18 protein-coding genes and 5 pseudogenes are annotated in these 25117 nt (G+C 66.5%); 16 read left to right on the top strand and 7 right to left on the bottom strand.

From position 1 onward, the window contains the following. Positions 1 to 254: 254 nt before the first annotated feature. The 3 genes and pseudogenes from C7T91_RS40310 to C7T91_RS40300 form a co-directional block, all read left to right on the top strand. Positions 255 to 461 (top strand): annotated as a pseudogene (locus tag C7T91_RS40310) (hypothetical protein); the annotation flags it as partial. A 55-nt stretch (positions 462 to 516) separates the two neighbouring features. Next, positions 517 to 648, top strand: coding sequence for a transposase (locus C7T91_RS40305; protein ID WP_456237835.1), 132 nt, complete (start codon positions 517 to 519; stop codon positions 646 to 648). A gap of 695 nt (positions 649 to 1343) precedes the next feature. Beyond that, a complete protein-coding gene (locus tag C7T91_RS40300) occupies positions 1344 to 1541 on the top strand; it encodes a transposase (RefSeq protein WP_108257963.1) in 198 nt (65 codons plus the stop codon). Positions 1542 to 1785: 244 nt separating this feature from the next. On the opposite strand, the gene C7T91_RS03165 is transcribed toward C7T91_RS40300, so the two are convergent. Then, positions 1786 to 3474, bottom strand: a complete 1689-nt coding sequence (locus C7T91_RS03165) for an alpha-amylase family glycosyl hydrolase (protein WP_108257962.1) — start codon at positions 3472 to 3474, stop codon at positions 1786 to 1788. A 481-nt stretch (positions 3475 to 3955) separates the two neighbouring features. Between C7T91_RS03165 and C7T91_RS03155 the strand changes: the two are divergent. The 3 genes and pseudogenes from C7T91_RS03155 to C7T91_RS03145 form a co-directional block, all read left to right on the top strand. Continuing rightward, positions 3956 to 4312, top strand: a pseudogene (locus C7T91_RS03155) (hypothetical protein); the annotation flags it as partial. A 280-nt stretch (positions 4313 to 4592) separates the two neighbouring features. Then, complete coding sequence (locus C7T91_RS03150) at positions 4593 to 5501, top strand: transposase (RefSeq protein ID WP_108257961.1); 909 nt, start codon at positions 4593 to 4595, stop codon at positions 5499 to 5501. A 19-nt stretch (positions 5502 to 5520) separates the two neighbouring features. Further along, a pseudogene (locus C7T91_RS03145) lies at positions 5521 to 5655 on the top strand (IS5/IS1182 family transposase); the annotation flags it as partial. A 543-nt stretch (positions 5656 to 6198) separates the two neighbouring features. On the opposite strand, the pseudogene C7T91_RS03140 reads toward C7T91_RS03145, so the two are convergent. Together C7T91_RS03140 and C7T91_RS39020 are read right to left on the bottom strand one after the other, a co-directional pair. Continuing rightward, positions 6199 to 7374, bottom strand: a pseudogene (locus tag C7T91_RS03140) (IS110 family RNA-guided transposase); the annotation flags it as partial. A 379-nt stretch (positions 7375 to 7753) separates the two neighbouring features. Further along, a pseudogene (locus C7T91_RS39020) lies at positions 7754 to 9009 on the bottom strand (IS110 family RNA-guided transposase). A gap of 659 nt (positions 9010 to 9668) precedes the next feature. Between C7T91_RS39020 and C7T91_RS03125 the strand changes: the two are divergent. From C7T91_RS03125 to C7T91_RS03100, 6 genes are all read left to right on the top strand, one after another. Then, the gene (locus C7T91_RS03125; protein ID WP_108257958.1) at positions 9669 to 9974 is read left to right on the top strand and encodes a hypothetical protein; all 306 of its coding nucleotides are present in this window, start codon (positions 9669 to 9671) and stop codon (positions 9972 to 9974) included. Between the two features lie 24 nt (positions 9975 to 9998). After that, positions 9999 to 10901 carry a sulfate adenylyltransferase subunit CysD gene (gene cysD, locus C7T91_RS03120; protein ID WP_108257957.1) on the top strand — a complete coding sequence of 301 codons (903 nt, stop codon included), beginning with the start codon at positions 9999 to 10001 and terminating at the stop codon, positions 10899 to 10901. A 52-nt stretch (positions 10902 to 10953) separates the two neighbouring features. Beyond that, positions 10954 to 12861, top strand: a complete 1908-nt coding sequence (cysN, locus tag C7T91_RS03115) for a sulfate adenylyltransferase subunit CysN (protein ID WP_108257956.1) — start codon at positions 10954 to 10956, stop codon at positions 12859 to 12861. A gap of 181 nt (positions 12862 to 13042) precedes the next feature. Further along, positions 13043 to 14035, top strand: coding sequence for a UDP-glucose 4-epimerase GalE (galE, locus tag C7T91_RS03110; RefSeq protein ID WP_108257955.1), 993 nt, complete (start codon positions 13043 to 13045; stop codon positions 14033 to 14035). 112 nt (positions 14036 to 14147) lie between these two features. Continuing rightward, positions 14148 to 15560 (top strand): mannose-1-phosphate guanylyltransferase/mannose-6-phosphate isomerase, encoded by a 1413-nt coding sequence (locus C7T91_RS03105; protein ID WP_108257954.1) that lies wholly within the window; start codon positions 14148 to 14150, stop codon positions 15558 to 15560. A gap of 3 nt (positions 15561 to 15563) precedes the next feature. Next, positions 15564 to 16952, top strand: coding sequence for a phosphomannomutase (locus tag C7T91_RS03100; RefSeq protein WP_108257953.1), 1389 nt, complete (start codon positions 15564 to 15566; stop codon positions 16950 to 16952). 40 nt (positions 16953 to 16992) lie between these two features. Here the strand turns inward: C7T91_RS03100 and C7T91_RS03095 are convergent, their stop codons facing one another. Further along, positions 16993 to 18006, bottom strand: coding sequence for an NAD-dependent epimerase/dehydratase family protein (locus C7T91_RS03095; protein ID WP_108257952.1), 1014 nt, complete (start codon positions 18004 to 18006; stop codon positions 16993 to 16995). Positions 18007 to 18073: 67 nt separating this feature from the next. Then, on the bottom strand, positions 18074 to 19378 hold the full coding sequence (locus C7T91_RS03090) for a UDP-glucose dehydrogenase family protein (RefSeq protein ID WP_108257951.1): 1305 nt from the start codon (positions 19376 to 19378) through the stop codon (positions 18074 to 18076). 266 nt (positions 19379 to 19644) lie between these two features. On the opposite strand from C7T91_RS03090, the gene C7T91_RS03085 reads away from it, so the two are divergent. Both C7T91_RS03085 and C7T91_RS03080 read left to right on the top strand, forming a co-directional pair. After that, positions 19645 to 20490: a sugar transferase gene (locus C7T91_RS03085; RefSeq protein WP_236637944.1), complete on the top strand. Its 846-nt coding sequence runs from the start codon at positions 19645 to 19647 to the stop codon at positions 20488 to 20490. Positions 20491 to 20599: 109 nt separating this feature from the next. After that, the gene (locus C7T91_RS03080; RefSeq protein ID WP_108257949.1) at positions 20600 to 20809 is read left to right on the top strand and encodes a hypothetical protein; all 210 of its coding nucleotides are present in this window, start codon (positions 20600 to 20602) and stop codon (positions 20807 to 20809) included. Between the two features lie 34 nt (positions 20810 to 20843). Here the strand turns inward: C7T91_RS03080 and C7T91_RS03075 are convergent, their stop codons facing one another. Next, positions 20844 to 21626, bottom strand: a complete 783-nt coding sequence (locus tag C7T91_RS03075) for a metallophosphoesterase (RefSeq protein WP_108257948.1) — start codon at positions 21624 to 21626, stop codon at positions 20844 to 20846. A gap of 368 nt (positions 21627 to 21994) precedes the next feature. On the opposite strand from C7T91_RS03075, the gene C7T91_RS03070 reads away from it, so the two are divergent. After that, positions 21995 to 22195 carry a hypothetical protein gene (locus tag C7T91_RS03070; RefSeq protein ID WP_145962755.1) on the top strand — a complete coding sequence of 67 codons (201 nt, stop codon included), beginning with the start codon at positions 21995 to 21997 and terminating at the stop codon, positions 22193 to 22195. A 20-nt stretch (positions 22196 to 22215) separates the two neighbouring features. On the opposite strand, the gene C7T91_RS31335 is transcribed toward C7T91_RS03070, so the two are convergent. Beyond that, positions 22216 to 22839, bottom strand: a complete 624-nt coding sequence (locus tag C7T91_RS31335; protein ID WP_145962754.1) for a hypothetical protein — start codon at positions 22837 to 22839, stop codon at positions 22216 to 22218. Positions 22840 to 23062: 223 nt separating this feature from the next. On the opposite strand from C7T91_RS31335, the gene C7T91_RS03060 reads away from it, so the two are divergent. Next, positions 23063 to 25114 (top strand): YjbH domain-containing protein, encoded by a 2052-nt coding sequence (locus C7T91_RS03060; RefSeq protein ID WP_161555719.1) that lies wholly within the window; start codon positions 23063 to 23065, stop codon positions 25112 to 25114. Positions 25115 to 25117: the final 3 nt, after the last annotated feature.

Genomic DNA, 25117 nt, shown 5'->3' with positions numbered 1-25117 from the left:
ATCCCGGGTGGTCACTGAGGTGCATGGTCGAGGTGGAGTTTGGCGACGTCAACCGCAGGCCACAGAGGAACGAGCCATGTCGCGCCATTTGTCCGAGCGACAATGGCGAATGATGACCCAAACGCACATGGAGCTGTCCGAGCTCATGGCCAAGCACGAGTGAGCCAGCCTGTCGCCACCGGTCCGAGACTGCTGGCGACCGGCGACTTGCTGCGAAGCATCGCAGCATCGCCGAGGCCGTGCTTCAGCTGATCATGGAGGCCGATGTCGAAGGCCGATCGGCGCCTGCCGCCATGAGCGCAGCGGCGAATGTACGGCCTGGCGCAACCGTTGCCGACAGGCGAATGCATGCATTCGCCGCGAGCGGCTGCCGCGACCGGTCGCTCGGCACCCGCCTCGGGACGCTGAACCTGCGGGTGACGAAGCTGCGCCAGGGCGGCTGTTTCCCGGGCGTCCCCGAGGCCCGCAAAACCTCGGAGCAAGCGCTGGTGGCACCCGCCATTGCCGCTCGGACCAATGGCGCGACATGGCTCGTTCCGGGAGGCCTGGATCGGCGGCGTCTCGACACGTCGCGCCAACGAGCTGGTGCAGGCGATGGGCCTGTCCGGCATCTCCAAGAGCACGGTGTCCAAGCTTTGCAAGGAATGAGCCGATCAGCGCCGTCGCCCATCGGAATCGGACCGATGGCGCCGCGATGGGCAACTGCGAGTGGCATTGGCGAATGACGAGCGCGCGAACGAGGTTCGGAACCGTCCGCCCACCGGCGAGTGACTCGATCGCCGACGGTCCCGAACCGGTGGCGACCAGCCGGCTCACTCTGGCTCGATGCCACCTACCTGAAAGTCCGCCAGGGCGGCCGGATCGTTCCCGTCGCGGCCATGACCGCCGTCGCCGCGAATACCGAGGGGCGGCGCGAGATCATCGGCCTGGGACTGGGACCCTCGGAGTCCGAGACCTTCCGGACCGTTCAGGGGACTTTCGCGGCGCCACTGGCGCCACGGTTCCCGTTCACTCCTCCGCACGCTCAAGGCCCGCGGCCTGGATGGGATCAGGATGGTGATCAGCGACGCCCATGCCGGCCTGGAGGCCGCGATCGCGCGGGTCTTCGGGGCAACCTGGCAGCGCTGCGTCCGGCAGCGGTCCCGGAGCGATGGCGGCCACTGTCTCACTCCGCTGGATGCGCAACGCCCTGGCCCATGTCTCGCGCGGCCAGCACACCGTCGTCGCGGCCGCTCGCCATTGGTCCGGGGGCAATGGCGAATGCGCAAGGTGGCGGAGCAGCTGCGGTCCGGATGGCCGAAACTGGCGGACCTGGTGGATGCCGGCGAGCATGATGTCCTTGCCTGCATGGGGCGCCGCCCGGTCTTGCCTCGGACCGTCCGCCGGACGGTTCGCCGCTTCGCGGACCGGCGCGAACTCCCCGCCAGCACCGCACCAGGCTGCACTCTGCCAACCCCATGGAAAGGTTGAACAAAGAGATGAAGCGCCGGGTCGGCGCCGTGGGCGTCGGCCGGGAAATCCTTCCCCGGAAGGATTTCTGATCCTCCCAGCTCCCGAACGAGGCCTCCATCACGCGCCTCATCGGCGCCGTCCTGTTCGGGCAAAATGATGAATGGCAGACGGCGAGCCGCTACATGATGGTCGAGGCTTTCGTCCAGATCGGCGAGGAGGAGATCGACCCCATTCTCGGCATGGCCACGAAGGCCGCCTGACCATGACCTCAGGCTATCCGGGAAAGTACGCCAGCTTGACGGACACTATCGACGGCCGCTGAGGGGCCCGCTGTCATGCCCTCTTGGGCCAGCGTACCAGCGCCCGACCGAACGGGTCCAAGGCGATGCCATGCCGTGTGACCTCGCTGGCACAGCCCGGCGCATTGATGGCCTGCGCGCTCTCCGGCAGGGCGAAGAAGGCCTGGTCCTCGCTGAAATTGACCGCCGCGCGCCAGATCGTGTCGCCGGCGAGGCGCGACCACGAGATCAGCGGCGCTCTGTCGCGGCGGCCCATCTCCATCCGGCCGGTCCTGAGGATGGATTGCCCGCGCCGCCAGCGGGAGAAGCCGCGGAAAAAGGACAGCACCGAATCCGGATCTTCGGCCTGAGCAGCTGCATTGAGGCGCAGATGCTCAGGCGGGACCGGCAGCCATGTGCGCTCGGCCGTGCTAAAGCCCGCATTCGGGCCGTCGCTCCACGGAAAGGGCGTGCGTGCGCCGTCTCTTCCGTCGAAGACCGGCCAGAAGGCTTTGGCCCAGGGATCGAGGATGTCCTCCCAGGTCAGCACGGGATGCGGCAGCCCCAGCTCCTCGCCCTGGAAGACGGCGCATCCGCCCCGCAGCGTCATCTGCAGGAAGATCAGCATCTTCGCCGCCTCTGCGCGGTTGTCCAGCGAGGCGAAGCGGGTCAGGTTCGACACCGAGCGGCGGCTGTCGTGATTGGTGAATACATTCATCAGCCAGGCATCCTCGAGCAGGCCGGCCCGCTTTTCCAGCATGGCGTTGAGGGCCTCGGTCTCCGCCTTGCAGTTGATCAGGTCGAAATCATAGACCGCATGGAGATTGCGCCCCTCGTTGGCATAGTCCCTTGCTATGGCCGAGGAATCCACATCCGCGAGTTCGCCGATCAGAATGCAGCCGCTGCGTTCGGCGAAGTCCCGCAGATGTGCCAGCACCTCCGCCGTGCCATGGGCGTTGCGGTCGAAGACATGCCACTGGTCGCCGAAGGGATTGCCGCGGCCGCCGCCGATCAGAATCCGATGGTCCGCCTGGCCGAGCGGCGGATTCGAACGGAAATCCGGATCATGGCCCAGGCATTGCACCGCATCCAGCCGGAATCCGTCGACGCCCAGATCAGCCCAGTATCCCATCTGGGCGGTGACGTGGCGAAGAACCTCGGGCCGGAGCAGGTTCAGCGCAGGCTGGCAAGGCAGGAACGGATGGTAGTAGTACTGGCCGCGGCGCGGCTCCCATTGCCATGCCGAACCGCCGAAAGAGCTGAGCCAGTTGCTGGGCGGACCTCCATCCGGCGCCTTGTCTGCCCAGACATACCAGTCGGACTTGGCGTTGTCCCGGCTCTCTCGGCTTTCCAGGAACCAAGGATGCTCGTCTGAGGTATGGCCGGGCACGAAATCGAGCAGGAGCTTCATGCCGCGCGCGTGCACCCCGTCCAGCACGGTCATGAAGTCTTCCATCGTCCCCGCCGAAGGATCGACCAGGTGGAAGTCCGATACATCGTATCCGAAATCCTTCTGCGGCGACTTGTAGAAGGGCGATAGCCAAACCGCATCGACCCCAAGGTCGGCAATGTAGTCGAGCTTCTGCGCCACGCCGCCGAGATCGCCGATTCCGTCGCCGTCGCTGTCAAGGAAGCTGCGGACATAGACCTCGTAGATGGCCGCTCCGCGCCACCAGCCTGCATCCTCGGGTGAGGCAGTGCCGCAGGCCGGTCCCGCGGCTGCAGGTTCTTTCCCCTCGGACATGGAAGCCCTCCTCCCCCGGGCTAGCGTCCCGGGATCGACCGTCCGCGCGTGAGCGCGGGCTGCAGATCCCTTTCCGTTCCCTTCCTGTCTCCCGTGGCGGGTGGCCACTTTGCAAGGGCAAACCGCCGAAACCCGGCAAGTTCCTGCCAAACAGGCAGGACAGCATGTCCTTTGATCGCGCCCAAACGACCGTGACCTTGCCCCCGGAACCGGGACCAGGAGTTCAATTGCTCTCGGGGAAAGGCACCACGACGAGCAGACGACCCCGCCGACAGTTCACCTCCTGGGTCAGGGAGCAGGCCGTCGCGGGCCTGTCCGAGCCGGGCGCCACGCAGACGAGCTTTGCCCGGAAACGCGGCGTTGCGCCGCCGCAGCTGGCAGGCTGGCAGCTCGACCTTGCCGCCGCGGGCTCAGCAGAGGCAATCCGTCGGCAGCAGGCCGAGACCGCGGACCTGGCCGACCGCGAAAGCGCGCAGCACGGCACAGCCGCAAGCATGACGGCTCGAAACGGCGCGTTCGCGGTGCCGCTCGGACCGGTGGCGCGGCCCGCTCATTGCGCAAGATCCACCTCGGGATCGACGGGCAAACATTGGAGATCCGGGTGGTCGAGGTTACCTCCGGCAATGTCGGCGATGTCGAGCCGGTGAGCGCCACCGGTCCGGGCGAACCGGCGAGGGATGCTGCCGGACCTGCTTGCCCAGATCCCGTCGGAGGAGGTGATCGCCACCGTCACGGCCGAGTTTCCAGCGGATGCGCCACTGGTCCGAGCACCGCTGGCGACGCCTATGACACCCGCGCTTGCCATGACGCCATCGCTGCCCGCGACGCCGCCGGCGTTCGGGCCTTCCTTCGGACCAGTGGCAGTCACGCCCTTGTATCATGAGTTTCCGGGTCCGTCGTTCATGTTCGGGGCCGTCTGTTTCCCGCCATGCATGGCGGGAAACAGACGGCGGCGGTCGGATCGTATCCTCCTGGGTCGACCGTACCGCGAGTGAGCAGGGCCGGCCGCCGTCTTCACCATGGGCCTGCACTGCCGCCCAGCAGCGCGTTGCGGAGCAACGTCGCGGGAGGGGCTGCGCGTGTTTGCGCCGGGCATGACAAGGATAGGACTGGCGAAAATGACGAATCATGCCATCGGCATCGATATCTCGAAATCCCGTCCCGATGCTTTCCGCCTCGGGGAGGGCGCGGCGAAGCCGTTCGGGCACACGTCCCGTGGTTTCCGGGCGCTGATCCGATGGCTGGGCAAGGCACGGGTGGCCTGCATCGTCTTCGAGCCCACCGGCCCGCATCACCGGGCCTTCGAGGCGGCGCTTTCGGGCAAGTTTCCACTGGTGAAGGTCAACCCCTTGCAGGCCCGGCGCTTCGCCGAGGCTTGCGGTGCGCAAGCCAAGACCGATGCCGCGGATGCGCGCATTCTGGCCCGCATGGGCGCAGCCTTGGCCTTGGAACCCGATGTGCCCGTATCGCCGGACCTGCAGGTTCTCGAGAAGTTGCAGGTTGCCCGCCGCGCCCTGGCCACCGGGCGGACCAGGCTGCGCAACCGCGGCCACGTCCAGATCCACGCTCTGGTGAAGCGCCAGATTGCGGAGCTGGATGCCGGGCTTGCCAGGCTGGCCGCCGAAGACGGTGCCATGGCACGCGCCCGCGAAATCCTGTGCTCCATTCCCGGCATCGGCCCCGTCGCCACGGCGCTGATCCCGGCCTTCCTGCCCGAAATCGGGAGGTTCGACAGCAAGCAGGCCGCAAGCCTCGCAGGGCTCGCCCCCTTCAGCCGAGAATCCGGCCAGTGGACAGGCAGGTCCTTCATCAGCGGCGGCCGCAAGCCGTTGCGCGATGCGCTCTGCAGGCCCGCACTCCTCGCAATGCGCTTCAACCCCGATCTCAAGGTCAAGCACGCCCAGCTCCGAGAGGCCGGGACACCCGCAAAGGTTGCCATCGTTGCGCTCATGAGAAAGCTCATGCTCACCGCCAACGCGCTGGTCAAGGCCGACAGGTTGTGGACCCCAAAAGCCACTTGCGCATGACGGATACTCACTCCTGGCCCGCAGCAACGCGAGGCCATGGCAGCCGGACACGGCGGGAGCCCGGGCGCGCAACGGGATCCTGAGAACCTCGAAGCATCTGGGCCGGGCGCTCTGGCGGAACCGGAGCGGCTACCGCCGCCGCGGCAGGATGGAGAGATGTGCCGGACCGGGAAAAGGTCCGGGGGACCTTTTCCCCGGCGATTGAATGTCCCCGGCGATTGAATGACCTGCGTGCAGCTGCTCGGCCGAAGGCTGATGTCCGTTCGGCATCGGCCCCGGACCGATGCCGCTTGCCGCTCATTCATGAACCGCTTCGCTGCCCTCGGCATCCCGGTCACCGTGGCAAAGGGACAAGTGTGCCCGGGGAAAGGAGACCTGCCGTCGCCAGCTGATTTGCGCAACATGCATAACCGCCCCTTGCGCAAGAGGGTTTTCGGAGCATTTTGGCGCGGTGCCGGGTGCTGACATGTATCCGGCCTCATGGTGCGGCCTTCTCTATGCCGCGGGCCCGCATGGTGTTCGCGGAGTGAGGCATCGAACGCCATTGGTCCGAGAGAAATGCCGAACGTCCAAATCAACGCCGCGTGCTCGATGGCACTCTGTTGCGCCCTGGTTTTCCGACCCCGTCTCACGACCGTTGCGCCAAGCTGCTCCCAGCCCTCCTCCGCTCCGACGTCTCGCGGCCGATGACGGCTTGCGCGGCCGTGGCGGGAGCCCGGCAGGTCTCTCCGCTCTTCATCAAGGCCCAGACGATGCGCGCCGCTCGCGGTGCGCTCGGACCGGCGGCGCGTCACCGCTCGCTGTTCGCGAGCGCCACGCGGAGCAGCGTCGGCGGCTTGTGCTCCAGCATCCGCGCGAGCCACGTGCCCGGGTGCGCCGAGGCGTGGCAGTGCCGCTTGATGATGACGCTGTTGGCGCCGATGATCAGCAGCCGCCTCAGCGAGCGCTCGCCCATCCGCTGCCCGGCAGGGCATTGCGGAACGCAATGTCCCGAGAGGGTCGTCGTGGCGCCGAGCCGCTGATTTCCGCCCGTCGAGTGCTGCCTTGGCGTGAGGCCGAGCCAGGCCGCGAAGTCACGGCCTTTCCGGAACATCTCCGGCGGCGGCGAAACTGTGGCCAGAGCCGTTGCGATCAGCGGGCCGATGCCCGGAATGGTCATGAGGCGGCGGGCGACGGCGCTCCTGCGGGCGCGGCGTTCAATCTCGGCATCCAGCGTGCCGATCTGCCCGTCGAGCTGCGCGAGCGTTGCGGCCAGGACCGTCAGGGAGGCCCGCGCCGTTGCCGGAAGGTCCGACTCCTTGTCCTCCAGTATCGCGACGGGCCGCCGGACATTGGTTGCTCCCTGCGGCACGACCCAGCCGTACTCGCCCAGGTGTCCTCGGAGCGCGTTGATCGCCTGGGTGCGCTGCCGGATCAGCAGCTCCCGCACGCGGAAGGCGCTGGCCGCCCCCTGCGTTTCCTCGCTCTTCACCGGAACGAAGCGCATGCCAGGCCGCTGCGTCTTGCGCCTTCCATCGATCCCCCGGATCGCTGCGCGAGCGGCTTCGGACCCTCGCAGATCGCCTCGGCGTCGGCGGCATCCGTTCGGCGGCGGAACAGTCCTCCGGACTGTTCCGGACCCCGCCTCTCTCTGCCGTTTGACGAAAGGCTTCACATAGGCAGGCGGGACGAACCTGATGTCGTGACCGAGCCTGGACAGTTCGCGCCCCCGGACATGGGCGCCGCCGCAGGCCTCCATCGCCACCAGGCAGGGCGGCAGCTTCGCGAAGAACTCCAGCACCTCGGCTCTCCGGAGCTTCCTGCGCAGAACCGCAGCCCCCCTGGCGCCAGCGCCATGGACCTGGACCGCATTCTTCGCCAACCTCCCGGCAATTGCTCTGCATTCGCCTGCCGGTCAGCGGATCGAGCCCGACCGTGACAATCTCCGACATGACCGCCTCCTAATTCGGAGTGTTGCGATCCCACCTTGGCACCTCGATGCCGTCGGGGGGCGGTTGCAGCATGTGTGGGCAGCCCCGGTTTCAGCGGGCGCACGCCTCGGCTGGCATCATGCGATCGAAGGCGTCCATGTGTCAGGCCTTTTCCGGGAGTTCGTCCCCCCTGGCCGGTATGGGATCCGCGGGTCAGGTTCAAAACATCAAGCCGAGCTCGAAGCTCATCATGCAACGCTGATTTCCCAACCCCGATCTTTCCGATCGATATCATGCGCGCTTCAGCTTCTCCCGCATTTTCGAGGCAGTGCCCTGGCCGCGTCAACCCGCCAGCTGCGGGCCGTCCCGAAACTTTTCGTCCTTCGTCATCATCGCCCAGAGTGAGCCCGCGAACGCCATGGTTCGAGCGAGCGGGCGAACGCGGGCCGTTCGCGGGCCGCTCGGACCGGTGGCGCGGACCCGCTCACTGTCGGCCAGCGCGATCGCCGCTAGCATCCGCGGCTTGCGCGCAAGGATGCGGCCGAGCCATGAACTCCCGGCAGGCGGCCGCGCCTTGGTGCCGGAAATCACCGCCATCGCGCCGATGATCAGCAGGCGCCGGAGTTGCCGATGGCCGCGCCACCGGTCCGAGCGGCCGTCGGCAACGCTCTGCCCGGACTTGCTGGTTCGGCCCAGCCTTTGCTTTCCGCCGCTCGAATGCTGTCCCGGCAGTGCGGACCGGAACGCGGTCCGTCCGGGAGACGGACCGCAGGCCGGGCGTCACGCCAATGGCGTGCTTTTCAGCACGACGCCGGGAAATCTCGGCCGCGCCCGAAGGCGTCCATCGGCGGGGCAAAGGCGGCAATTGCCATCGCTGTCACCGGCCCGATCCCCGGCATCTTCCGGAGCCGGGCAGAAAGCGGGGTTCGCCTGCTTGCCGCCTGTATCTGCGCGTCGAGGTCCGAGATCCGCTTGGACAGGCCGTCGATTTGCCCGGGGCAGAGCTGCGGCATGGCCCGAACCGGGGCGGGCAGGCCCTCCGAAGCGTCCTCCGCCTCCAGAGCGCGCCGCAGCTTGGCGATATTCTCCCGGCCCTTGCCTGCAACGATCCCGAATTCCGGCAGATGCCCCCGCAGGCTGTTGATCATCTGGGTTCGCGGCCCGGCCAACATGTCCCGCAGCTTGAAGATCATGCCAAGCCCCTGCTGTTCGGGCGTCTTGATTTCCGCGAAGCGCATGGTCGGTCGGCTCGCCGCTTCGGCAATCGCCTCGGCATCGGCCATGTCGCTCGGCGGCGGAACCGTCCCCCGGACGGTTCCGGACCCCGCCTCGCTCTGGGTCTTCGCGAAGGGTTTCAAGACCTTCGGCGAAATCAGGCAGGCATCATGGCCAAGCGCCGGCAGCAGCCTCGCCCAATGATGCGCCGTCCCGCAGGCTTCCATGGCGACCCGGCATCGCGGCTGGGCCTTCATGAATTCCTCGAACTGGCGACGCGACAGATACTTGCGGAAGACCACTTCGCCAGTCCCGGTTGCCCCGTGCAGCTGGAAGACCTGCTTGGCCAGATCCACGCCGATGACGGAGACGTCCTTCTTCATCCAAACCTCCCGATCCTATCCGGATCACCCTGGCACAAGTGCCGTCAGGAGGGGCGACCCAACCCATCATCAGCGCCGGTTCCGCCGATCCATGCGGCCATGCGCTCAGCCGACTGGCGCCAGCCGCGATCATGGCCATGGATTGGACCAGCCGCGCCCGGCGCAGGGGAGGAAGATCGAGCGGCTCTTCCGGCTTGATCGCGGCGAAGGGCGTCGCCGATGCGTCACGGCTTCGGCGATCGTCCCGGCCGCGGGGGATGTCATCTGCCGGATGAAACCGTGATCCGTCCCGCCGTGAACCTTCGGACAAGGCCGGATGCCGCGGGGGCATCCGCCGCGGCGCGTCCCCTTTCCCGCGACGGAAGCGCCCGATGCGATGGGCACCGCCGCAAGCCTCCATCGCAACTACGCAGCGCGGAGGCCCGTCCGGAACATCGGGCAGGCGATGCCGCCGGAGAGCTCCGCAAAACACGGCCGCCCCGGCTCCGTCCAGCCCCGCGAGGCTGCAACCTGAGCTTGCCCGGATTGGCCCCCAACCCCTTGATGTCCATCAGATGCAACTCTCTCCGCCCATGCCCGCGAAGATGGCCGCAGGTCATTCCAGTCGCTCGGAGCGGCAGGTCTCGCGGATAGACCGTGCCGGGGGAGGGCAAAGTGACTTGGCGAAGAAGCCGCCGGGCCGCCTGCAGGCGGCGGAGCGGTACCGCGCGCCGCCGCTGCGATCGCCCGGCAAGCAGCGCGGCATCCGCCTGCGTCGCCTCCGCCAGCCGGGCAAGGAAGGCCTGCCACAGCCCGTCGCCTCCGGCCTCCGCTTGCCCGCCGGAGGCGCCCATGGCGGCGGCGAACAGCGCGGCCACGATCCCGTCTTCCTGCGACATCTGCTCCCTCCGGACATTTCCGTCAAATCACCCCCCATATGGGGGGTTATTCGGCGCCGCGGCAAGGATAGCTTCGATCTCCAGTAGAGTGCCATTCGACAGAGGTCCCCGATGGACAGCAAGACCCTTACCCACCTGCAGCGCCTGGAGGCGGAAAGCATCCACATCCTGCGCGAAGTCGTCGCCGAGGCCGAGAACCCGGTCATGCTCTACAGCGTGGGCAAGGACAGCGCCGTCATGCTGCACCTGGCGAAGAAGGCCTTCTACCCGGCGCCGCCGCCCTTCCCGCTGCTGCATGTCGACACGACCTGGAAGTTCCGGGACATGTACGCGCTGCGCGACAAGGCGGCGAAGGATGCCGGCATGGAGCTCTTGGTCTACCAGAACCCCGAAGCGAAAGAGCGCGGCATCAACCCGTTCGACCATGGCGGGCTGCATACCGACATGTGGAAGACCGAAGGGCTGAAGCAGGCGCTCGACAAATACGGCTTCGACGTCGCCTTCGGCGGCGCGCGCCGCGACGAGGAGAAGGCCCGCGCGAAAGAGCGCGTGTTCTCCTTCCGCTCGGCCAACCACCGCTGGGATCCGAAGAACCAGCGCCCCGAGCTGTGGCGCCTCTACAATGCCCGCAAGGCCAAGGGCGAGAGCGTCCGCGTCTTCCCGATCTCCAACTGGACCGAGCTGGACATCTGGCAGTACATCCATCTCGAAGGCATCGAGATCGTGCCGCTCTACTTCTCGGAACCGCGCCCGACCGTGGTGCGCGACGGGCTGATCCTGATGGTGGATGACGACCGCTTCCCGCTGAACGGCGAGGAGCCGGTGATGCGCTCGGTGCGGTTCCGCACGCTCGGCTGCTACCCGCTGACCGGCGCGGTGGAGAGCGAGGCCAAGACCCTGCCCGAGGTGATCCAGGAGATGCTCCTGACCACCACCTCCGAACGCCAGGGCCGCGCCATCGACCACGACCAGGCCGCCTCGATGGAGAAGAAGAAGCAGGAAGGCTATTTCTGAGCGCCGCCGCGCCGAAGAGCCCTCCGTCCTCCCCTTTCAAGGTACGCATTCCATGAACACGCAAGAACCCATCTACAAGACCGACGCGCTGATCGCCGAGAACATCGAACAGTATCTCGAGACGCACCAGCACAAGACCATGCTGCGCTTCATCACCTGCGGCTCGGTCGATGACGGCAAGTCCACCCTGATCGGGCGGCTGCTCTACGATTCCAAGATGATCTTCGAGGACCAGCTGGCCACGCTCGAAGCCGACAGCAAGCGCTCGGGCACGCAGGGCGAGGAGATCGACTTCGCGCTGCTGGTCGACGGCCTCGCCGCCGAGCGCGAACAGGGCATCACCATCGACGTCGCCTACCGCTTCTTCACCACCGAGAAGCGCAAGTTCATCGTCGCCGACACCCCCGGCCACGAGCAGTACACCCGCAACATGGTGACCGGCGCCTCGACCGCCGATCTCGCCGTCATCCTGATCGACGCGCGCAAGGGCATCCTGACCCAGACCCGCCGCCACAGCTACCTGGTCAAGCTGCTGGGCATCCGCCACGTGGTGCTGGCCGTCAACAAGATGGACCTGGTCGATTACAGCCAGGAGGTCTTCGACAAGATCGTCGCCGACTACACCGCCTTCGCCGCGGAGATCGGCATCGAAGAGTTCACCCCGATCCCGATCTCGGGCTTCAAGGGCGACAACATCACCGGCCCGAGCGGAAACACCCCCTGGTATGACGGCGTCTCGCTCCTGCCGCATCTCGAGGAAGTCGAGGTCGAGGACAGCCGCGAGCAGGCCGGTCCGTTCCGCATGCAGGTGCAGTGGGTCAACCGCCCGAACCTCGATTTCCGCGGCTTCGCGGGCCTGATCGCCTCGGGCCAGGTGCGTCCGGGCGACGAGATCCGGGTGCTGCCCTCGGGCAAAACCTCGAAGATCGCGCGCATCGTCTCGCTCGAAGGCGACCGCGACCTGGCGGTGGCGGGCGAGTCGGTCACGCTGACCCTGACCGACGAGATCGACTGCTCGCGCGGCCAGGTGATCACCGCCGCGCAGGCGCCGCTCGAGGTGGCCGACCAGTTCGAGAGCACGCTGGTCTGGATGGACGAGCACGAGCTGCTGCCGGGCCGGGCCTATTGGCTGAAGATCGGCACCCAGACCGTTTCCGCGACGGTGCAGGCGCCGAAATACGAGGTCAACGTCAACACCCAGGAGCACCTGGCCTCGAAGACGCTCGACCTCAACGCCATCGGCGTCGCCAACATCACGCTCGACCGCGAGATCCCCTTCGCGCCCTATGCCGAGAACCGCGACCTCGGCGGCTTCATCCTGATCGACAAGATCACCAACCACACGGTTGCCGCCGGGATGATCAACTTCGCGCTGCGCCGCGCCCAGAACATCCACTGGCAGGCCACCGATATCGGCCGCGAGCACCATGCCCACATGAAGCACCAGAAGCCGGCCGTGGTCTGGCTGACCGGTCTCTCGGGCTCGGGCAAGTCGACCATCGCCAACATCGTCGAGAAGAAGCTGGCGCGGATGAACCGCCACACTTTCCTTCTGGACGGCGACAACGTGCGCCACGGCCTGAACAAGGATCTCGGCTTCACCGAGGCTGACCGGGTGGAGAACATCCGCCGCGTCGGCGAGGTCGCCAAGCTGATGACCGATGCGGGCCTGATCGTGATCACCGCTTTCATCTCGCCGTTCCGCTCTGAGCGCGACATGGTGCGCTCGATGATGCAGCCGGGCGAATTCGTCGAGGTCTTCGTCGACACCCCGCTCGAAGTGGCCGAGGGCCGCGACGTGAAGGGTCTCTATGCCAAGGCGCGGTCGGGCCAGCTGAAGAACTTCACCGGCATCGACAGCCCCTACGAGCATCCCGAGGCGCCGGAGCTGCGCATCGACACCACCGAGATGACCCCGGAAGAAGCGGCGGATCTCATCATCGCGCGGTTGATCCCGTAACAGGCTGAGACCAATCTCTGGCGGGCCATGTCAGGCGGCCCGCCGGGCTTGTGCGGTGCATGCCGGCTGGCGTGACGTCATGGCTCCTTTTCCCGGCGGACCAAACCAATAGAATTTCTCCGAGACGGGGTCCCGACCGCAAGCGGACGGGACTGTTGCGACGCGGTTTCGGGAGTTTTTCATGAGTGGCCCAGTTCTGGTGACCGGCGGTGCCGGCTATATCGGCTCGCATGCCTGCAAGGCACTGGCCGCGGCGGGTTACGAGCCCGTCACCTTCGACAATTTTTCCACGGGCTGGCACGAGGCGGTGAAATACGGACCCCTCGAGGAGGGCGACCTGCGCGACCGCGGCCGGGTGGACGAGGTTCTGGCGCGCCACAGGCCGGTGGCGGTGAGGCATTTCGCGGCGCTCTCCAATGTCGGAGAAGCCCGCCGCGATCCCGGGCTCTACTGGGACAACAACGTGATCGGCACGCTGCGGCTGGTGCAGGCGATGGCCGGGGCAGGGGTGCCGCATCTGGTTTTCTCTTCGACCTGCGCCACCTATGGCGAGCAGGACGGCGTGATGCTGGACGAAAGCTGCGCGCAGGATCCGCTCAATGCCTACGGCGCCTCCAAGCGCGCCGCCGAAGACCTGATCCGCAATTTGGCAGCCGCGCCTGACCTGGCGCTGAGCCATGTCTTCTTCCGCTATTTCAATGTCGCCGGGGCCGATCCGGATGCCCAGATCGGCGAGTTCCACCGCCCCGAGACGCATCTGATCCCGCTGGCTCTGGACGCGGTTGCGGGGCGCCGCGACCTCCTGACGATCAACGGGCAGGACTATCCGACGCCCGACGGCACCTGCGTGCGCGACTATGTCCACGTCACCGACCTGGTTGCGGCGCATGTCTTGGGGCTCGGGTACCTGCAGGCGGGCGGTGCATCGGAGGTGTTCAACCTCGGCACCGGTCGGGGCTTCTCGGTGAAGGAGGTGCTCGAGGCGGTGGCGCGGGTGACCGGCCTGCCGCTCCCCGCGAAGGACGGGCCGCGGCGGCCTGGCGACTGCGCAGCGCTGGTCTCGGGATCGACCCGGGCGGGCGAGGTGCTGGGCTGGGCGCCGGAACATTCGGGGATCGACGAGATGATCGCTACCGCCTGGGCTTGGCACCAGCGCCCCGGCTATGCGCGCTGAGCGGAGCGCTTGGGCTGCGACGTCAAGACCGGTCCGCGAGACTGTTTTTCGCGGTTCCGGCATGCCACAACTTTCCGAGCGGAAACGTGCAACTTATCAGGCAGGTCTGTCAGTGATTTATCCAGTTCTTCTTTGCGGCGGGTCGGGCACGCGCCTTTGGCCGCTGTCCCGCAAGAGTTACCCCAAGCAATTCGCGGGCATTCTCGGCGAGCAGAGCCTGTTCCACGGCTCGGCCCTGCGCTTCTCCGGCGAAGGCTATGCCGCGCCAGTGGTCGTGACCGCCGATGCCTTCCGGTTCGTGGTGACCGAACAGCTCGGCGAAATTGGCATGGCCCCGGGCGCCGTCCTGATCGAGCCCCAGGGCCGCAACACGGCGCCGGCCGCGATCATTGCCGCGCTGCATGTCGCGGCGCAGGATCCCTCTGCGCTTGTTCTCCTGACCCCGGCTGATCATGCCGTCGAGGATCCGGCAGCCTTCCGCGCCGCCGTGGCCGAAGGCGTAGCCGCTGCCGAAACCGGCCAGATCGTCACCTTCGGCATCCAGCCCGACCATCCCGAGACCGGATATGGCTGGCTCGAAGCCGGGGCTGCGCATCATGGCGGGGCGCTCGAACTTACGCGCTTCATCGAGAAGCCGGATGCGGAGACCGCCGCCAAGCTCTTGGCCGACGGGAAGAACCTGTGGAATGCCGGGATTTTCCTGGCGCGCGCCGACGCGCTGGTCGTAGCGTTCAAGACCCACGCTCCGGCGATCCACGACGCCGCCGCCGCCGCCTTCGAAGCCGCGCGCTCCGACCTGTCCTTCACCCGGATCGACGAGGCGCTGTGGCAGCTCGTGCCGGAGGATTCCATCGACTACGCCGTGATGGAGAAAGCCGCCAACGTCTCCGTCGTTCCCTTCAAGGGCCACTGGAACGACCTCGGCTCCTGGGAAGCCGTCTGGAAGGAGATGGCAACCGACGAGGCCGGGAACGGGCTCAGCGAGAACGCCACGGCGCTCGATTGCGAGAACAGCCTGCTGCGCTCCGAGGACGAGGGCATCGCGCTGGTGGGCATCGGGCTGAAGAACGTGGTTGCCGTGGCGATGAAGGACGCGGTCATGGTGGCCGACATGTCCGACAGCCAGAACGTCAAGAAGGCGGTCTCCGTCCTCAAGGAACAGGGCGCGTCCCAAGCCGAGCAGCTGCCGCGCGACTACCGTCCCTGGGGCTGGTACGAGACGCTGATCCTGTCGGACCGCTTCCAGGTGAAGCGCATCCATGTCCATCCCGGCGCCTCGCTGTCGCTGCAGTCCCATGTCCACCGCTCCGAGCACTGGATCGTGGTCGCGGGGACTGCACGGGTCACCGTTGACGACGAGGTGAAGCTGCTGACCGAGAACCAGTCGGTCTACATCCCGCTCGGCGCGATCCACCGGATGGAGAACCCCGGCAAGGTGCCGATGGTCCTGATCGAAGTCCAGACCGGAGCCTATCTCGGCGAGGACGACATCATCCGCTACGAAGACATCTACGCGCGGAGCTGATCCATGGCGCCCAAATTCGGCACGAGCGGGCTGCGCGGCCTGGTCACGGAACTGACCGATGACCTGGTCGCGGACTACACCCGCGCTTTCCTGGCCGCCTGCCCGAACGGCGGCCATGTCTTCGTCGGCTGGGATCTGCGCCCGTCCTCGCCGCAAATCGCCGAGGCAGTGATTGCGGCGGCTGCGGGCGAGGGCATCGCCGTCACCCGGGCGGGCATGCTGCCCACCCCGGCGCTGGCGCTCGCCTCGATGCAGGCCGGTGCAGCGGCGATCATGATCACCGGCAGCCATATCCCCGCTGACCGCAACGGGCTGAAATTCTACCTGCCCGGCGGCGAGGTCTCGAAGGAGGACGAGACGCGGATCAATGCCGCGCTCGGCCGTCCGTCCGCGGGGCTGGAAGCCCCGGTCTCCGAGGCGGCTGGCATCGCCGAAGCCTATGTCGCGCGGTATCGCACGGCTTTCGGGGCCGAGGCCCTTTCGGGGCTGAAGATCGGCGTCTACGAGCACAGCTCGGCGGCGCGGGACTTCCTGACCGACATCGTGCGCGAACTCGGCGCCGAGGCCGTGCCGCTGGCGCGCTCGGACATCTTCGTCCCGGTCGATACCGAGGCCGTGGACCCGGACACCCGCAGCATGCTGGCGGCCTGGTGCGCGGATCACGGGCTCGACGCGGTGATCTCCACCGACGGCGATGCCGACCGGCCGATGGTCACCGATGCCGCCGGGCGGATCGTGCCCGGCGACATCCTGGGGCCGCTCACTGCGCAGCTCCTGGGCGCGGAGGTGCTCTGCACGCCGGTCTCGTCGAACACGGCCGTGGACGCGATGGGCTTCGCCCAAGTCCTGCGCACCAGGATCGGCTCGCCCTTCGTGATCGCGGCGATGGAAGAGGTCCTGTCCGGGAACCCGGCGGCGAAGGTCGTGGGCTACGAGGCCAATGGCGGCTTCCTGCTGGGCTTCGAAGCGGACGGCCCCGCCGGGCTGCTTGGCCCGCTGATGACGCGCGACAGTCTCCTGCCGATCATCGCACCGCTGGCCCTGGCCAAGGCGCGGGGGCTCGATCTTGCCGGTCTGGTCGCGACGCTGCCGCCGCGCTTCACCGCCGCTGACCGGATCGCCGGGATCGAGCCGGACGTGTCGCGCAGCTTCATTGCCCGGATGACGGGCGATGCGGCCGCGCGCGCGGCCTTCTTCGGCGGCATGCCGCCCGAGACCGGGACTGACCTGACCGACGGGCTGCGCGTCACCTTCGAAGGCGGCGACGTGATCCATCTGCGGCCCTCCGGCAATGCGCCGGAATTCCGCTGCTATGCCGAGATGGCCGACAGCGCCGCAGCCGAAAAGCTGGTCGCGGAGGTTTTGGAGAAGCTCGGGGCGGAACTGGCCTGACACCCCGTTGTGCAGCCCCGGCGACGGGGCTGCCTGACGCTCAGGCCTGGTAGTAGTCCCGGTACCATTCGACGAATTTCGCGACGCCGTCGCGCATGTCGGTTTCGGGGCGATAGCCGGTCAGGGCCTGCAGCAGGCTGGCGTCCGCCCAGGTCGCCGGCACGTCGCCGGGCTGGATCGGCATGTAGTTGCGGATCGCCTTGCGCCGGGTCGAGGCCTCGATCGCCTCGACGAAATCCAGAAGCCGTTCCTTGCGGGAATTGCCGATATTGACCACCCGCCAGGGCGCGACCGGGCTCAGGCTGTCGCCGGCAACCGGCTCAGCCCCGGCATCGGGCGCAGGCGGTACCGCGTCGACCAGAAGCCGGATGCCGCGCACCAGATCCTCGACATAGGTGAAGTCGCGGTACATCTCGCCGTGGTTGTAGATGTCGATCTTCTCGTTCTCGAGGATCGCCTTGGTGAACTTGAACAGCGCCATGTCCGGGCGTCCCCAGGGCCCGTAGACCGTGAAGAAGCGGAACATGGTGATCGGCAGCCCGTGGATATGCGCCCAGGAATGGGCCATGGCCTCGTTGGCCTTCTTTGTCGCCGCGTAGAAGGACATCTGCGTGTCGCATTTGTCCGTCTCGGCATAGGGCATCTTGGTATTGGCGCCGTAGACCGAGGAGGTCGAGGCCATCAGCAGATGCTGCACCCGCTGCTCCAGCGCCACCTGCATGACGTTGAACGAGCCCACGATATTGGCATCGACATAGGCAGCGGGGTTGTCGATCGAGTAGCGCACGCCGGCCTGCGCGGCGAGATGGACGATTATGTCAGGATTCGCGGCAGCGGCGAAGCCCGAGAGCCCGGCGGCATCCTCGAGCATCCCCTTGCGGGCGGTGAAGCCCGGATGCTGGGCCAGCGCGGCATGGCGGGCCTCCTTGAGGGCGACATCGTAGTAGTCGGTCATCCCGTCATAGCCCCAGACCTGCCAGCCCTCTTCGAGGAGAAGCCTTGAAAGGTGGAAACCGATGAATCCGGCCGAGCCGGTGATCAGGGCGCGAGGCATTGTCTTCCGCTTCTGCTTTTGGTCGTTCCGTGCCGCCCAGCGGGATTTCCGCCGGGCGGGCTCTGTATCAGCGGCCGACGGCCGCGTATTCCGCGAAACCGGCAGCAAGCACGTCGCCGCGGTCGTAGATGTTGCGCAGGTCCGCCATGACGGGCGTCGACATCGCCGCGGCCATCCGCGACAGATCGAGCGCGCGGAACTCGTTCCACTCGGTCAGCAGGATCACCGCGTCGGCGCCCTCGGCAGCCGCATAGGGATCGGCCTCCCAGGCCACGCCCGGCAGCAGCGCCTCGCCTTCGCGGCGGCCCTGCGGATCGACGACGCGCAACGTCGCGCCGCCGCCCACCAGAGCAGGCACAATGGTCAGCGAGGGGCTCTCGCGCATGTCGTCGGTATTGGGCTTGAAGGTCACGCCCAGCACGGCGACTACCTTGCCGTTGACCGATCCCCCGCAGAGATCGACGATCTTGTCGATCATCCGCCGCTTGACCGCGTCATTGACGGCCATCACCGTCTCGGTGATCCGCATCGGCACCGCATAATCCTGGCCGATCCGCGCCAGCGCCGAGGTGTCCTTGGGGAAGCACGAACCGCCATAGCCGGGGCCGGCATGCAGGAACTTGTTGCCGATCCGGCCGTCGAGCCCCATGCCCTTCGACACCGCCTTCACATCGGCGCCGACCTTCTCGCAGAGCGTGGCGATCTCGTTGATGAAGCTGATCTTGGTCGCGAGGAAGGCGTTGGCGGCGTATTTGATCATCTCGGCGGATTCCAGATCGGTATAGACGATCGGGAAATCGCGCAGGAAGAGCGGCCGGTAGACCTCGCCCATGATCTCCTTGGCGCGCGCGTCCTCGACGCCGACCACGACCCGGTCGGGGCGCATGAAATCGTCGATCGCGGCGCCTTCGCGGAGGAATTCCGGGTTCGAGGCGACGCCGAATTCGGCATCGGGAGCGGCGCGGCGGATCACCTCCTCGACCTTGCGGTTGGTGCCGACGGGCACGGTCGACTTGGTGACGACCACCGCGAAGCTCTTGCGGTTGCGCGCGATCTCTTCGGCGGCGGCCATCACATAGGTCAGGTCGGCATGGCCGTCGCCGCGGCGGGTGGGCGTGCCGACCGCGCTGAAGATCGCGTCCGCGCCCTCCATGGCGGCGGCGCGATCGGTGGTGAAGCTCAGCCGGCCTGCCTGGACGTTGCGCGCCATGACGGCATCGAGGCCGGGCTCGTAGATCGGCACCTCGCCGCGCTCGAGCATCTCGATCTTGGCGGGCATCTTGTCGACGCACACGACTTCATGGCCGAAATCCGAGAAGCAAACCCCGGAGACCAGACCGACATAGCCGGTGCCAAGCATGACAATTTTCATGAAAACTTACCGCTCGAAGCGGCCCCCTGCCAATTACGCCTGTACCCGGCGGCCTTCGCCGCCACCGCCGAACCATATCCCGGCAGCTTCCGGTCTGTCAGCGCGACGTTTTAAACCGGCTTGATCGGCGGCGCCAGCGCGCTGCCGGACCTCCCCGGCATTTGAACGGCTGGCGTCGGCCTGTTCCTGCGCACCCCACGGGCGCACGCGCCGGGCTTGCGCAAATTTGCGCCACCTCCGCGTCAAAAGGACCTAAGGCGAACAGAATGGTTAACGAATCGGGTAAGTTTTGGAAAACTAAAGCGAGTTGTTTAGGCAAGTGTCACCCTCACGGTTCTGCGGGCCCGCCTTGCCAGTTCGTAAAGTTAACCCGGAATGCGGCCCTTTCGGATGGCCGCCCGGCCTCAAGGGTAAGGGGTGCAATGACTGCTTCTGCAAAATATCCGCAGGTTTCCGAAGTCGCAGAGACGCGTGTCGCCGAACAGCGCAGCGTTCCGCTTGGCCACTGGCCCAAGCGGACCTTCGATGTCGGCTTCTCTCTTCTTGCCTTGGCAGCAAGCGCATTGCCTTTCCTGGCCATCATGGCGCTGCTGAAAATCCTCAGCCCCGGCCCGATCTTCTTCGTCCAGGAACGCGTCGGCTTCGGCGGCCGCCGGTTCAAATGCCTCAAGTTCCGCACCATGGTCGTGGATGCTGATGCGCGCCTGCAGAAATATCTGGCGGAGAACCCCGAGGCACGCGCCGAATACGAGGTGATGCGCAAGCTGCGCGACGACCCGCGCATCGTTCCGGGGATCGGACATTTCCTACGGAAGACCAGCCTCGACGAGCTGCCCCAGTTCATCAACGTGCTGCGCGGCGACATGAGCGTGGTGGGGCCGCGCCCGATCATGCTCGACCAGATCGACGTCTACGGCGTGCATATCCAGGCCTATGAACGCACCCGGCCGGGCATCACCGGACTGTGGCAGGTTTCCGGCCGCAGCAACCTGTCCTTCGAGGAGCGGGTTCAGATGGATGCCCAATACGTCGAGTCCTGGAGCATGGGCCGCGACCTCGCGATCAGCGCCCGCACCTTGGGCGTTTTCTTCGACAGCAAGAACGCCTGCTGAAGCCCAGCGGGTGGAGGTCCCGCGCGGCCTCCGCCGGTCCGGCCGGTTTCGGCTGTCAATCCGGCCCCGAGCCTTCTAGGATTCAACCTTCGGTTGCCGGAGGTAAGGCATGGCTGGTTCGGTTCTGGTAATTCCGCTCCTGTCCATTCTCGGGAGTCTCGTTCTCTGGATCATGGGAGCGGGACCTGCCATCATTTTGGTCTGGTTCTTCGTCGCCGGGCCGCTGATCGGTGTGGGAATTGCCGCATTGATGTCAAGTTTCGGCCCGGGCCCCGACCGCAAGCCGCGGGCGGAGAACGACAGGTTTTCCGATCACTGACGCAACTGGCCAGCAGGCAGGCGCGGCAGCCCGTTCAGATCAGCCGCCTGCGCGTATCGAGGCAGCGCAACCCGTCGGCCGAAACATGCACTGCACTCAGGCAGCCCGACGCATAGGCTCCGGTATCGATCGAGATGCAGCCTCCGGCCTGCGTGACTTGCCCGCAGATGACATGGCCATGGATGACCCAAGCACTGTCGCTGCGCGGCTTCCGGCCGAAATCCGGATGCCCCCAGAGCAGGACCTCGCGCGATTGCAGCGCAACCGGCAGGCCCGGGTCTGCCCCGGCATGCACAACTGCGACATTGCCGCTCTGCCATTGCAGCGGAAGGCTGCGCAGCCAGGTGACAAGTTCCGGCCCCATTGCTGCCGCCAGCCGGGCGCTGATGTCCTTCAGGGCTTCGCCTGATGTCCCGCCGGGCAGGCCGACGCCGAAGCTCGCCAGCGTCTGCAGGCCGCCGTTGCGCAGCCAGGAGGCGCCGCTTTCCGGCTGGTCGAGGAACCGCAGAAGCATGTCCTCGTGATTTCCAGCCAAGCAGATCAGCGCAGAGCCGTGCTTCTGCTGCAGCTGGCGAAGGCGCTCCAACACTGCACGCGAGCCGTCGCCGCGGTCGATATAGTCTCCGACACAGATGATCCGCGGAGCCTCCGTTCCGGCATCTTCGCGGATTTGCTGCAGCAGCTGATCCAGCAGGCGGTCGCAGCCATGGATGTCGCCGATCGCGTAGAAGGGCTCGTCGGGGGACAGCGGGGCTTCGGGGAACCAAGCAGGCGCCGTGCGCTCCGACTGCCTGAAAATTTTCTTCAGAAGCCTCATCTCTGCCATCCTCAGGTGTGGCAGCTGGGGCCGATCGGTCCCAGCTGCCGGTTGATCCGAAGTGCGGAACTATAGCAGCCGGGACCGCGGCTGCCAGTCCGGGAAGCCGCGCCCATCTGTCCTCCCTTGCGCCGCAGAGGCAGGGAATCAGTCGACCCGCCAAAAGTCATCTTCCTCCGCTCCGGGCGGCTGTTCGCAACCGGCTCCGTCCCTCTCGCAGCTTCCGTGGCACCCTGCGCGCAGGGCTGCTCATTCCGGCCCCGGGCAAGGGCGCAAAACTCCGCCGCATCCATCACTTCGCGGATGCAGCATCTATCTTTGCAACCAGAAATTCTGTACCCTCGGGAAAGTTAATGGAGTTCCGTAAGATGAAAACACTCGTACTGTCCCTGCCCTTCGTCCTGGCTGCCGGCATTGCCTCTGCCCAGTCTTCCGAAGAGACCCTGCAGCTCCCCACCCCGATCGAGGTGACCGCGTCCGCCTCCGAAATGGGGGTCCAGGCCAGCGCCGGCGGGCTGCTGACCGCGCTGGACGTGACCACGACCACCACGACCACCACGACCAAGTAACGCTGGTTCCCCCTCCTGCTTCAGCAGGGGGGGATTCCGATCTGGACCAGCACCGCTCCGCTCAGCCGGAAAAATCCGGCAATGCGGGTGCGACCGGTTTCCAGATACCAGCTGCGAAGCGGTTCCGGATACTGATCGGCAATCTGGCGCGACCAGAATTCGAACTGGCCGGGCGGCAGCGGGGCACCGTAATGCGACGGGCCATGGAAGCCGAAGACCGTCCTGCGATGAACGCAAGACCCGGGAAGCCCCAGATATAGCGTGCAGGCTGAGAGGCATTCCGCGCCGCCGATTTCGGCGCGCCGCCCCTGTCGGCGCAGGGTTTCGAGCAGGGCAATCCGTTCCCGAAGATTGCCGCCGCGGTCGTTGCGGATCACGAGCGCACTGTCCTGCGGGACAACCGTGTCGGAACTGGCAGGCCCCATCCCCCATCCAAGCACGCAGACGGCAAGGACCGCGGCGCTGAGGGCGCTCCCAGCAAGGTAAATCTCCCGGTTTCTCCACATAAAATCGCTCCAAACCGTCTCCCAAGACGACTTGAGCACGCATTGCTTAAGAAGCGCTTGCCTGCGACCTCCGCACCTACAGACTTGATTTTTCATATTTGTTGCCTGCGTGCCGCACGTTCCGGCAGAAATCGGCATGCGGGCATTCGCCTCTGTCCTGCCTCTTGGCGCATGTTAGTTTTCGGGGAACAAAAACGGAAACAATGTGCGGAAGAAGCCTCCCGGCTTGCCCCCGCTCGGGACAGAACAGAACGTGAAACGACGGAAGCTCACGGCATCTGCATGGCTTGCAGGCAGCACCGCATGTCTGGGCTTTGCGGTATCCGGCAAAGCCCAGGATCTCATGGAGCCGCGAAGTGACATGTCCTTCATGGGACGCCCGGGCATCGTCGAGATGCCGACCGCGGCCTCCCAGCCGGATGCGCAGATGTCGCTCGGCTATGCACAGTTCGACAACGTGTCGCGGACCAGCCTGACCTTCCAGGCGAGCGACAGGCTCTCGGGCACCTTCCGCTACTCGATCCTCGACGGTTTTGACGAGGCACGCTTCTTCGACGGCACGCGATATGACCGCAGCTTCGACATCAGCTACCGCTTCATCGACGAAGGCGAATACCGCCCCGCCTTCACCATCGGCCTGCAGGATTTCACCGGTACAGGGGTCTATTCCAGCGAATATGTCGTGGCCAGCAAGACTGTCGTGGACCGCGTCCGGCTGACCGGCGGAATCGGCTGGGGCCGCCTTGGCAGCCATGACAGCTTCGACAATCCGCTGGGCATCTTCGGCGACAGCTTCAAGACGCGCCCTGGGATCAACGGCGAGGCCGGCGAGGTCCAGTTCGACCAGTGGTTCCGCGGTCCGGCGGCGCTGTTCGGCGGGGTCGAATGGCAGGCCACGGACCGGATCAAGCTCAATTTCGAATATTCGTCCGACGGCTATGCCGCGGAAAAAGATGCCGGAATCTTCGACTATTCCGGGCCACTCAATGTTTCGGCGGAGTACCGCTTCGAGAACGGCATCGGCCTCAGCGCAGCGGTGCTGGGCGGCGGGACGACCGTCAGCGGAATGCTCAGCTACAGCTTCAACGTGAAGGAACCGCCCGGCCCGATCGACCGCGAAGCGGCACCGCTGCCGGTGCTGCCGCGCCAGGCCGCGCCCCGCATCGAAGGCGGCTGGGCGCCGAGCACCGCTTCCCCGGTCGCCGCGCCGGAGACGCTGCGCAACCGGGCCGCCGCGCTACTCGACGAGCAGGGGCTCCGGCTCGAATCCCTGACGATGACACGCAGCGCGGCAACGCTCTACATCGTCAACGAGCGCTATCCCGCCAGTGCCGAGGCGATCGGCCGCGCGGCACGCGCCATGACCCGGGTGCTGCCGCCCGAGATCGGTCGGATCACGGTCGTCACCCAGACGCAGGGCATGCCCGTCACCGCGGTGACGCTGGAGCGTAGCGAGCTCGAACGGCTGGAACACGAACTCGACGGCTCCTGGCAGAGCTATGCCAGCGCGAAGATCCAGGATGCAAAGGCGCCAGGCATTGCGCCGCGCGTGCCGGGGCCGGGTCAATATCCCGATTTCGGCTACAGTTTCGGCCTCTATGCCATTCCGCTCTTCTTCGATGTGGACGAGCCCGTGCGCGGCGAGGTCGGGCTCCAGCTCGGCGCCGGGCTGGAAGCTGCCCCCGGGCTGATCTTCTCGGGCAACCTGCGCCAGAAAATCGCCGGGAACATCGACGATTCCGACCGGCCGCCGAATTCCGAGCTGCCGCATGTGCGCACGGATTCGCTGCGCTACTACGATGAGACAGATCTGGAGATGACCCACCTGACGGCAGAGTATTTCTTCCGTCCCGGGCAGGACCTCTATGGCCGGGTCACGGCAGGCTATCTGGAGCGCATGTATGGCGGTGCCTCCGGCGAGATCCTGTGGAAGCCGGTGGACAGCCGGGTCGGGCTGGGCCTCGAGCTCGACTATGCCCGCAAGCGCGATTTCGACATGGGGTTCGGCTTCCAGGACTATGACATGACCCTGGGCCACGCCTCGGTCTACTATGATTTCCAGAACGGCTATGTCGGGCAGGTCGATGCCGGGCGCTATCTGGCTGGCGACTGGGGCGCGACCTTCAGCCTGGACCGTGAATTCGACAACGGCTGGCGGGTCGGCGCCTTCTTCACGCTGACCGACGTGCCCTACGACGAATTCGGCGAAGGCTCCTTCGACAAGGGGATCGAGGTCGAAATTCCGATCAGCTGGCTCTCGGGCCAGCCGTCGAAGAGCGGCTTCAGCACCACCCTGCGTCCGGTTACCCGGGACGGCGGCGCCCAGCTCGATGTCCGCAACCGGCTCCACGACCTGGTGCGCAGCGATCAGGAGCCCAAGCTCGGCGACAGCTGGGGGCGCTTCTGGAGATGATCC

This window comes from Mangrovicoccus ximenensis (assembly GCF_003056725.1).
Lineage (GTDB): Bacteria > Pseudomonadota > Alphaproteobacteria > Rhodobacterales > Rhodobacteraceae > Mangrovicoccus > Mangrovicoccus ximenensis.
The sequence above is the reverse complement of the archived record's forward strand: the minus strand, read 5'-3'. Positions and strand labels throughout refer to the sequence as shown.

Excerpts from the sequence above, each read along its gene's own strand:
- C7T91_RS03080 (WP_108257949.1), top strand. The coding sequence starts at position 20,600 with ATGGCTGGTTCGGTTCTGGTAATTCCGCTCCTGTCCATTCTCGGGAGT.
- C7T91_RS03090 (WP_108257951.1), bottom strand. The coding sequence starts at position 19,378 with ATGAAAATTGTCATGCTTGGCACCGGCTATGTCGGTCTGGTCTCCGGG.
- C7T91_RS03150 (WP_108257961.1), top strand. The coding sequence starts at position 4,593 with ATGACGAATCATGCCATCGGCATCGATATCTCGAAATCCCGTCCCGAT.
- cysD (WP_108257957.1), top strand. The coding sequence starts at position 9,999 with ATGGACAGCAAGACCCTTACCCACCTGCAGCGCCTGGAGGCGGAAAGC.
- C7T91_RS40305 (WP_456237835.1), top strand. The coding sequence starts at position 517 with ATGGCGCGACATGGCTCGTTCCGGGAGGCCTGGATCGGCGGCGTCTCG.
- C7T91_RS31335 (WP_145962754.1), bottom strand. The coding sequence starts at position 22,839 with ATGCCGATTTCTGCCGGAACGTGCGGCACGCAGGCAACAAATATGAAA.
- cysN (WP_108257956.1), top strand. The coding sequence starts at position 10,954 with ATGAACACGCAAGAACCCATCTACAAGACCGACGCGCTGATCGCCGAG.
- C7T91_RS03070 (WP_145962755.1), top strand. The coding sequence starts at position 21,995 with ATGAAAACACTCGTACTGTCCCTGCCCTTCGTCCTGGCTGCCGGCATT.
- C7T91_RS03100 (WP_108257953.1), top strand. The coding sequence starts at position 15,564 with ATGGCGCCCAAATTCGGCACGAGCGGGCTGCGCGGCCTGGTCACGGAA.
- C7T91_RS03085 (WP_236637944.1), top strand. The coding sequence starts at position 19,645 with ATGGTTAACGAATCGGGTAAGTTTTGGAAAACTAAAGCGAGTTGTTTA.
- galE (WP_108257955.1), top strand. The coding sequence starts at position 13,043 with ATGAGTGGCCCAGTTCTGGTGACCGGCGGTGCCGGCTATATCGGCTCG.
- C7T91_RS03165 (WP_108257962.1), bottom strand. The coding sequence starts at position 3,474 with ATGTCCGAGGGGAAAGAACCTGCAGCCGCGGGACCGGCCTGCGGCACT.
- C7T91_RS03095 (WP_108257952.1), bottom strand. The coding sequence starts at position 18,006 with ATGCCTCGCGCCCTGATCACCGGCTCGGCCGGATTCATCGGTTTCCAC.
- C7T91_RS03075 (WP_108257948.1), bottom strand. The coding sequence starts at position 21,626 with ATGAGGCTTCTGAAGAAAATTTTCAGGCAGTCGGAGCGCACGGCGCCT.
- C7T91_RS03060 (WP_161555719.1), top strand. The coding sequence starts at position 23,063 with ATGTCCTTCATGGGACGCCCGGGCATCGTCGAGATGCCGACCGCGGCC.